This is a genomic window from Streptomyces sp. SID3212 (genome assembly GCF_009865405.1).
In the GTDB taxonomy this organism is placed as follows: domain Bacteria; phylum Actinomycetota; class Actinomycetes; order Streptomycetales; family Streptomycetaceae; genus Streptomyces.
Map to the genome: position 1 here is coordinate 1 of NZ_WWJY01000040.1, position 8,153 is coordinate 8,153.

9 protein-coding genes are annotated in these 8,153 nt (G+C 71.5%); 8 read left to right on the forward strand and 1 reads right to left on the reverse strand.

Features of this window, described 5'->3' with window-relative positions; translation table 11 throughout:
* Positions 1–434 precede the first annotated feature (434 nt).
* The 4 genes from GT042_RS01710 to GT042_RS01725 all read left to right on the forward strand — a co-directional run bounded on the left by GT042_RS01710 (position 435) and on the right by GT042_RS01725 (position 4,498).
* Positions 435–1,700, forward strand: a complete 1,266-nt coding sequence (locus GT042_RS01710; protein WP_345943642.1) for a SpoIIE family protein phosphatase — start codon at positions 435–437, stop codon at positions 1,698–1,700.
* 37 nt (positions 1,701–1,737) lie between these two features.
* Complete coding sequence (locus tag GT042_RS01715) at positions 1,738–3,486, forward strand: sensor histidine kinase (protein WP_161306914.1); 1,749 nt, start codon at positions 1,738–1,740, stop codon at positions 3,484–3,486.
* Entirely contained in the window at positions 3,483–3,935 is a 453-nt protein-coding gene (locus tag GT042_RS01720) for a response regulator (protein WP_161306915.1), read from the forward strand. The genes GT042_RS01715 and GT042_RS01720 overlap by 4 nt, the downstream gene beginning before the upstream one ends.
* A 116-nt stretch (positions 3,936–4,051) precedes the next feature.
* Positions 4,052–4,498 carry an ATP-binding protein gene (locus GT042_RS01725; RefSeq protein WP_161306920.1) on the forward strand — a complete coding sequence of 149 codons (447 nt, stop codon included), beginning with the start codon at positions 4,052–4,054 and terminating at the stop codon, positions 4,496–4,498.
* A gap of 46 nt (positions 4,499–4,544) precedes the next feature.
* Here the strand turns inward: GT042_RS01725 and GT042_RS01730 are convergent, their stop codons facing one another.
* Positions 4,545–5,663, reverse strand: a complete 1,119-nt coding sequence (locus GT042_RS01730) for a PP2C family protein-serine/threonine phosphatase (protein WP_161306916.1) — start codon at positions 5,661–5,663, stop codon at positions 4,545–4,547.
* 135 nt (positions 5,664–5,798) lie between these two features.
* Here GT042_RS01730 and GT042_RS01735 point away from each other — a divergent pair, with 135 nt between their 5' ends.
* The 4 genes from GT042_RS01735 to GT042_RS01750 all read left to right on the forward strand — a co-directional run.
* Entirely contained in the window at positions 5,799–6,314 is a 516-nt protein-coding gene (locus tag GT042_RS01735; protein WP_161306917.1) for a MarR family transcriptional regulator, read from the forward strand.
* Positions 6,315–6,562: 248 nt separating this feature from the next.
* A complete protein-coding gene (locus GT042_RS01740) occupies positions 6,563–6,901 on the forward strand; it encodes an STAS domain-containing protein (protein WP_345943643.1) in 339 nt (112 codons plus the stop codon).
* Between the two features lie 121 nt (positions 6,902–7,022).
* The gene (locus GT042_RS01745) at positions 7,023–7,478 is read left to right on the forward strand and encodes an ATP-binding protein (RefSeq protein ID WP_161306919.1); all 456 of its coding nucleotides are present in this window, start codon (positions 7,023–7,025) and stop codon (positions 7,476–7,478) included.
* A gap of 124 nt (positions 7,479–7,602) precedes the next feature.
* Positions 7,603–8,153, forward strand: a 551-nt coding sequence (locus tag GT042_RS01750; RefSeq protein ID WP_237530386.1) for a cupin domain-containing protein, incomplete at its 3' end; no start/stop codon positions are given.

Below are 8,153 nucleotides of genomic sequence, written 5' to 3' on the forward strand. Positions count from 1 at the left end.
CACGCCGGCGCTCCCGTGACGGCGTTGTCCGCTCCGTCGTCGACCGTGGTCATCCCCGCACCCCCGTACGCGGCCGTCGTGCGAGCCGATGAGTACCTGTGTCTTCTCTGTGTCTTCTGTGTGCCCCATGAGTCACCAGGTGACCCCCGTCACCGGACCGCCGGCACGAGTGTCCGCCGAAGAGCATCGCATGTTTCACGTCATTCTCGCCGTCGGATTCCTCACAGTGCCACAGCCTCCACCGGGCGCCGTCACCCCCTCCACCGCGTGTCGCCGCCCCCTTCACCACCCGCCGCCGCGCCCTCCCCGATCCCGTGCCCTCCCCCGGAAGTGGTGTGCACCCGACACGCCCGGAATGATGCTTCGGTTGTCGCATATGCTTCCGCCCGGAAACGACGCCATGAACCCGCGTCGTACGCATGAGGGGGTGGAGTGTGGTCGAGTTGCCCGTGGACCAGTCGTCGCGTCCCGTGCAGGTTCGCCGGACCCGGGGAACGGTCCCCGCGCAGGACACCACCGCGCTCGACGGCGATGCCCCGCACGCCGCCGACACGGAGATCCTGCTCGTCGAGGACGACTCCGGCGACGCGCTGCTCGTCGAGGAGATGCTCGCCGACAGCGACCTGGACTCGGCGCTGACGTGGTGCAAATCGCTCGCCGAGGCGCAGCGGTTCCTCGACGGCAGCACCACCCCCGTGTGCGTCCTGCTCGACCTCCACCTGCCCGACGTCCACGGCCTGGACGCCGTCACCCGTATCGTCCGCACCGCCCCCGACGCCGCCATCGTGGTCCTCACCGGCACGGCCGAGGGCGAGGCCGGGCTCACGGCCGTGGCGACCGGCGCCCAGGACTACCTCGTCAAGGGCCGCCTCGACCCGGAGACCCTGAGCCGCGCCGTCCGCTACGCCCTCCAGCGCAAGCAGGTCGAACGGACCACCGCCGCCCTCCGCGTCAACGCGCTCATGGCCCAGGAGAACGCCCGCCTGGAGCGTGGCCTGCTGCCCGTACCCCTGCTCAGGGACGACAACTTCCAGGCCATCGCCCGGTACGAGCCGGGCCGCGCCCACGGCCTGCTCAGCGGTGACTTCTACGACGTCGTACAGACCGCCGACGGGACCGTCCACGCGGTCATAGGCGACGTGTCCGGGCACGGCGCCGCGGAGGCCGCCCTCGGCGTCTGCCTGCGGGTCGCCTGGCGCACGGCCGTGCTGTGCGGCACCGAACAGCTGGAGCAGGTGCGCCTGCTGGAGGAGATCCTCGTCGCGGAACGCGCCGACCCGCACGTGTTCGCCACGGTCACCTCGCTCGACTTCGATCCCGGCGGCCGGACCGTACGGGTGGTCAGAGCCGGCCACCCGGGACTGCTCGTACGCCACCACTCCGCAGTGGACTGGGAGGAACCCGAGGTGGGCATGGCCCTGGGGCTGCTGCCCGGTCTCGGCCGCTGGAGCAGGACGGAGCTGGAGCTGCCCTCCGGCGGACAGGTCGTGGTCTTCACCGACGGGCTCTTCGAGGGCCGTACGGGACCGTCGTCCCGCCTCGGCGAGGACGGGCTGCTCGCCCTGGCCAGGAAGCACGGCACCCTGCCGGCCCACGCCTTCGTGGACGCGCTGGTGGACGAGGCGGCCGAGGGAGCGGCCCCGTACGGCGGCCTCGCGGACGACGTGGCCGTACTTCATCTCGGTTGGGGCACACGGTGAGATGTGCCGGCGCGTGGGACCGCGTCAGAGCGGTCCCATGAGCACCGGAACCCGTACGGGGACCGGCGCCGGCACGAGCACGCGGACCGGGACGAGCACGGAGGATGTGACGCATACGCACAAGGACCGGATTCCCGGGCAGGCCGGTACGCCCCCGGGCCCACCCCCGCCCCCCTCGGCCTGGCGCGCCGCGCTCACCCGCCTCTCCGTGCAGGGCTGGGTCCGGCTGATACTCGCCGCCGTGGTGCTGGTGGTCTGCGCCTGCGCGGTGGTCGGCGGGGTGCTGCTGTCCACGACGAACGCCCGCACCGACGAACTCGTCGACCGCATCCAGCCCGCCCGGGCCGGTGCCTTCCTGCTCCAGAAGTCGCTGCTCGACCAGGAGACCGGCGTACGGGGCTTCGCCCTGACCGCGGAGCCCTCCTTCCTCGCCCCGTACGACCAGGGCCGCCAGGACGAGCGCCGCTACACCCGGTCCCTCGCCGCCGCGGTGGCCTCCGACCGCCGCTTCACCGAGGACCTCGACCGGATCACCCGCGCCGCCGAGCAATGGCGGACCGGGCAGGCCGAGCCGCTGATCGCGTCCGTACGGACACGGGGCGCGGAAGCCGCCTCCGCGGAGCGGCTCGCCGGGAGCAAGACCGCCTTCGACGAGCTGCGCCGCCTCTTCGCCGTACAGCAGGAGCATCTGGACACCGCGCGTGACCGGGCGAGGGACGAGCTGAACCACGCCCGTACGCTGCGCGACGCCGTGTTCTTCACCCTCCTCGTCGTCTTCCTCGTCGCGGTCGGCGTCTTCGCCCTCGTGCTCCACCGCATGGTGGGCCGGCCGCTCAACGTGCTGCGCGCCGCGTCGGACACCGTGCGCGCCGGCGCCTTCGACCAGCGCATCGAGGTCGGCGGACCCTCCGACCTGCGGGCCGTCGGCGCCGCCGTGGAGGACATGCGCCGCCGCCTGGCCGACGAACTCGCCTCGACGCGCTTCCGCGAGGACCGCCTCGCCGAACAGTCCGAGGAGCTGCGGCGCTCCAACTCGGAGCTGGAACAGTTCGCGTACGTGGCCTCCCACGACCTCCAGGAGCCGCTGCGCAAGGTCGCCTCGTTCTGCCAGCTGCTGGAGAAGCGGTACGGGAACGAACTGGACGACCGCGGCAAGCAGTACATCGACTTCGCGGTCGACGGCGCCAAGCGCATGCAGGTCCTCATCAACGACCTGCTCACCTTCTCCCGGGTGGGCCGGGTCCACGACGCGTGGAAGACCGTCGAACTGGACCGCGTACTGGACCGCGCGCTCGCCAATCTCGCCCTGGTCGTCCAGGAGTCGGGCACCACCGTCGTACGGCGGGATCCGCTGCCCCGGATGAACGGTGATCCGACCACCCTCGCCATGCTCTGGCAGAACCTCATCGGCAACGCCGTCAAGTTCCGCAGGGCCGGCGAGCCGCCCCGTATCGACGTCGGATGCGTCCGCGAGGGCGGCGAATGGCACCTGACCGTCTCGGACAACGGCATCGGGATCGCCCCCGAGTTCGCCGAGAAGGTCTTTGTCATCTTCCAGCGGCTGCACGCCCGCGACAGCTACGAGGGCACCGGCATCGGTCTCGCCCTCTGCCGCAAGATCGTGGAGTTCCACGGCGGCAGGATCTGGCTGGAGCCCGTGGAGAGCGGAGGCACCCGCGTCCACTTCACCGTGCCCGCGCTCGACGTATCCTCTCCGGAAGGCGCGCCCGCGGGGGAACCGCCCCAGGACGCCCTTCTCACCACTCCGCCGGGAGCCGCCCAGTGAACACACCCATCGTGCCGGTGCAGCCCATCGCCGTCCTTCTCGTGGAGGACGACCCGGGCGACGAGCTGATGACCCGCGAGGCGTTCGAGGACAACAAGATCCGCAACGACCTCTACGTCGTGCGGGACGGGGAGGAGGCGCTCGACTTCCTCTACCGGCGCGGCCCGTACGTGGACGCGCCCCGGCCCGACCTGGTCCTCCTCGACCTCAACCTGCCCAAGTACGACGGCCGCCAGGTGCTGGAGCAGATCAAGACCGACCCCGAGCTGGCCCTCATCCCCGTGGTCGTCCTGACCACGTCGTCGGCGGAGGAGGACATCCTGCGCAGCTACAAACTGCACGCCAACGCCTACGTCACCAAGCCCGTGGACATCGACCAGTTCATCGCCGCCGTGCGGCAGATCGACGAGTTCTTCGTCTCCGTGGTCCGGCTTCCCGGGCGGACGTGACACCCCTCACAAAAATCGTCGGGCATACCTCCGGCATCGGGGGGCATAAGCCGTCCCGAGATAGGGGGTGCCCGACGCCCTCGGGGAGCTCGGGCAGGAGTTCGGTGAACGATCAGATGACGAGTGGGACGAGTGATTCGGCTTTCGCGCCCGGCGCGGGGGCGTACGTACAGCCGCTGGTCCAGGCCGGCCAGTTCACCGGCGAGCCCGGCTGCATCGCGGAGGCCAGGCAGCTGGCGGACCGGTTCCTCCAGCAGCTGGAGGCCGAGTGGCTGGCCGACGTGGGGGACCGCAGGCGCGGTGACCTGCTCTTGGTCGTGAGCGAGCTGGTCACCAACGCCGAACGGCACAGCCACGGACCGTACCTGCTGGAGCTGGAGGGTACCGACCGGCGGGTGACCGTGACCGTGTACGACAGCAGCGTGACGCTGCCGCGCCGCTTCGAGCGCGACCCCAGCAGGCTCGGCGGCCACGGCCTGGAGATCGTCCACGCCCTGTGCGACCGCCTCACCTCGGAGCTGGTCCCGGTCGGCAAGCGGGTCAGGGCGGTCTTCGACCTCTGAGACGCCCTGTGCGGTGTGAGCCCGGGTCAGCCGATGTCAGGGGGTGTCAGTCGTGTTGCCGCCCGAACCAGTCCAGGCACAGGACCAGCGCGTCGTCGGTCGACTCGGCGTCGCGGTGCGTGGCCAGCTCCTGGAGTACGGCGCGCGGCACCGTCGCCGCCGGCAGCAGGCTCGTCGCGTTGATCGCCCGGGCCAGCGCCCGCTCCCCGTAGATCTCCCCCTGCGGCGACACCGCCGCGTACACCCCGTCGCTGACGAAGAAGAACCGGTCACCGGGGAGCGCCTGGAACCTCTGCACCCGGTAGTCGGACTCCTCGAACATGCCCAGCGGCAGCTGCGCGTCGAACGGGATCCGCTCCACGGTCCTGTCCCGCCGCCGCCACAGCTGCGGCGACCCGGCGTCCACCGCCTCGACCCATCCCGTCGCCAGCTCGAAGCGGAGCAGCAGCGTCGAGACGTAGGACGCGCCCCGGTGCTGTTCGTACAGCGCCTGGTCCGCCAGCGCCGCCTGGTCGGCGATCCCGATCCCCGCCCGGCGGGCGTTGCGCAGCGCGTTGACCGCCAGATTGGTCAGGAGCGACGCCTGGATGCCCTCGCCCATGCCGTTGGTCACCGCGAGGGTGAGCTGGTCGCCGTCCGAGGACCAGTCGAAGTTGTCGCCGTGGATGGCGTACGCGGGCTCCAGCTGTGCGCCGATCGCGTACTCCAGCGCGGTGCAGGCCCGCGCCGGGAGCAGCTCCCACTGCATCTCCGCCGCCAGGGTGAGCCGGTTCACGCGGCGCGCCCGCCGGTACAGGTCGGTGTCGCGTTCCGCCACCAGGATCTCGTGCCCCAGCAGCTCGGCGACCTGCGTCAGCTCCTCGACGGTCCGGGGGGTGGAACGGTCGCCCGGCAGCCGTACGGTCAGGACCCCGAGCCGCTCGCCCCGTACGGTGACCGGCAGGTGGTGGTCCACCGCGTCCTTGTGCCTGACCTGCTCGCCGTGCGGCTCCTGGCTGCCGAACGCCCGGCCCTCCGGCGTGTTGTGCAGCGACAGGGCCTCGTCGGGGTGCGGGGCGCCCGAGACGCCCGTGACGGGCTGGAGCACCGTGAGCCCGTAGTCGGCGAGGTACAGCAGTACGGAGGTCGCGCCGTGCGGGGCCAGCGCGCCCCTGAGCGAGTCCACCAGAGCATGCGGCGCCGCTGTGCGAACCGCTCTTTCGACGTCCGCGAGTAGAGTCACTGTTGTTCAGGCCTTCTTCTGCCAGGGTCGGGTCCGTCTGGGCTGACAAAGGCCCGTGCCGGATGAAAGAGTGAATCGATGTCCCGCTTCACCGGTCAGCCGCACCAGCCCGAGCAGGTTGCCGAGGCCGCGTCCGATGCCTCGGAACTGCTCGAGGTGCTGTGGGGGCGAGGTCAGGAGGCCGCGCCTTCGGGGCCGGTCTCGCCCTCCCAACTACGTGCCCTTCTCGTCATGGAGAAGTACGAGGGCGCGAACCTGCGGACACTCGGTGAGGCCCTCGGCTCCCGCCCGTCCTCCGTGAGCAGGCTCTGCGACCGGATGGAGGCCATGGGACTGGTGTCCCGCTCGCCGAGCCCGACGAGCCGCCGCGAGGTGGAGCTGCGGCTGAGCCGGCGCGGCCACCAGGTGCTGGACGAGTACCGCGCCTTCCGGACACGCGAGGTCGCCATGGTGCTGGAGCAGATGGATCCGTCGGACATCCTGATGCTGGCGAAGGGCCTCACCGCGTTCCGTGCCGCGGCTGCCGAGCGCCTCGGCGCCGGGAACGGCGCGGCCCCAGGGCCGGCGCGGGACCACGTGGCGGACAGCGCGTAGCTTCATTCAGCCCTACTTCCTGGGATGGGCACGTTACCCTCCGCGCGACATCTCTTCGCGCACGACATCGCCGCTCCGGAGGCGCGCGGGGCGGCTCCGGAGCAGTGAACAGATTGTTGCTCACCAGAGAATGTTGTCAAATGGCAACTATCACTTCTATCGTGGGTGTCACCGTGTTGTGAACGCCCCTTCCGCTGCCCGAAGGATCTATCGTGCTACCTCCTCACAACGCAGGCCGGACCGTGGGAGTGACGGCGCGACAGAACGGCGAGTCTGTCGTTCTCACGGTTTCCGGTGAGCTCGACCTCGACAGCGTCGGGCCCCTCGCCACGGCGCTGACCCACTCGGGCGAGTCCGTCACGGGTCCCGTGGTCGTGGATCTGTCCGCTGTCGGCTTCGCCGACTCCACGACGGTGAACGTGCTTCTCCAGGCCCGCGCCGCGCTGGGGCCCCGGCTGCGCCTGGCCCGCCCCTCCGCCTTCGTACGGCGCCTGTTCGCCGTGATCGGCCTGGAGACGGCACTGCCCCTGTACGAGACGGTCGAGGCGGCTCTCACGGCGGACGCGGGCGAGCGGGAGGTCCGGTGACCCGGGGGAAAACGTCCCGCCGGCCGGATCGGCGCCGCTGAGGGTCTTGGCTCGCGGCTGCGGGGGTAGACGTCGGGACGACCGACGCCGCAAGACGTGACCGATCTTCGGGGTGAGCCGCATGTACCACCCGCACCATCCCTCTCATTCGAACCACTCGACCCACGCGCAGCGCCCACAGGCGCACGACAAGCCGTTCCCTCCTCCCGCGGAGTGCGATTCCCGGCCACAGCTGGCGGCCGACGCCCGGGACGCCGCGTACGGCTTCCTCGCGGGCCTCAGTCCGGCGCCCTCGCCACGCAGGACCCAGGACGTCATCCTGGTCGTGTCCGAGCTGGTGGCCAACGCCCTGCGGCACGCGGGGGACGTCACGTCCCTGCGGCTGCGCGCGGACTGCCGGAGCCTCCAGGTGGCCGTGGACGACCCCAGCCCGGCGCAGCCGCTGGACCGTACCCCCGACCTCACCGGCAGGACCGGCGGGTTCGGCTGGCCGATGGTCCAGCGCCTGGCCGAGAAGGTTACCGTCCTGCCACGCCCGGACGGCGGGAAGACCATCCGGGCGGTGCTCGCCCGCTGAGGCTCCGGGCAGGTGCCTCGGGACAGAGGCGTTCCGGGGCCCCGCGCGGCCACGGCGAATCCACGCCACGCGCGTTTTCCCGCCGCCACGGGCGCGCATCCTTCCGGGAGACGGAAGGAGTCCCATGGAAGAGCTGCGAGAGCCGCGAGAGCTGCCGGAGCGGGGAGAGCACAGCGCGCGCGAGGCGGCGGCCGGTTTCGCCGGACTGCCCGGAGCGGTCGCGGTCTCGCACCTGGCCGTGTACGACTGGGAGGCCGCCGACGGGCTCCGGGGCGGCACCCCGCACCTGCACCTCACCTGCTCGGAGGGGTACGTGGTGACGGCGGGCCGAGGGGCCGTCCAGACCCTGACGGAGACCGGTGGCTTCGCCACCACGCCCCTGGAGCCGGGCGGCCTGGTGTGGTTCACCCCCGGGACCGTCCACCGTCTCGTCAACGACGACGGGCTGCGCCTCGTCGTCCTGATGCAGAACAACGGACTGCCCGAGGCCGGGGACGCCGTACTGACGCTGCCGCCGCCGTACCTCGCCGACCCGGAGACGTACGCGCGAGCCGTCCGCATACCCGAGGGCACCGAGGCCGAGCAGGCCGCCGCCGCCCGCCGCCGGCGTGATCTGGCCGTTGAGGGCTTCGCGGTGCTGCGTGCGGCCGGAGAGCGCGGCGACCCGGGGCCGCT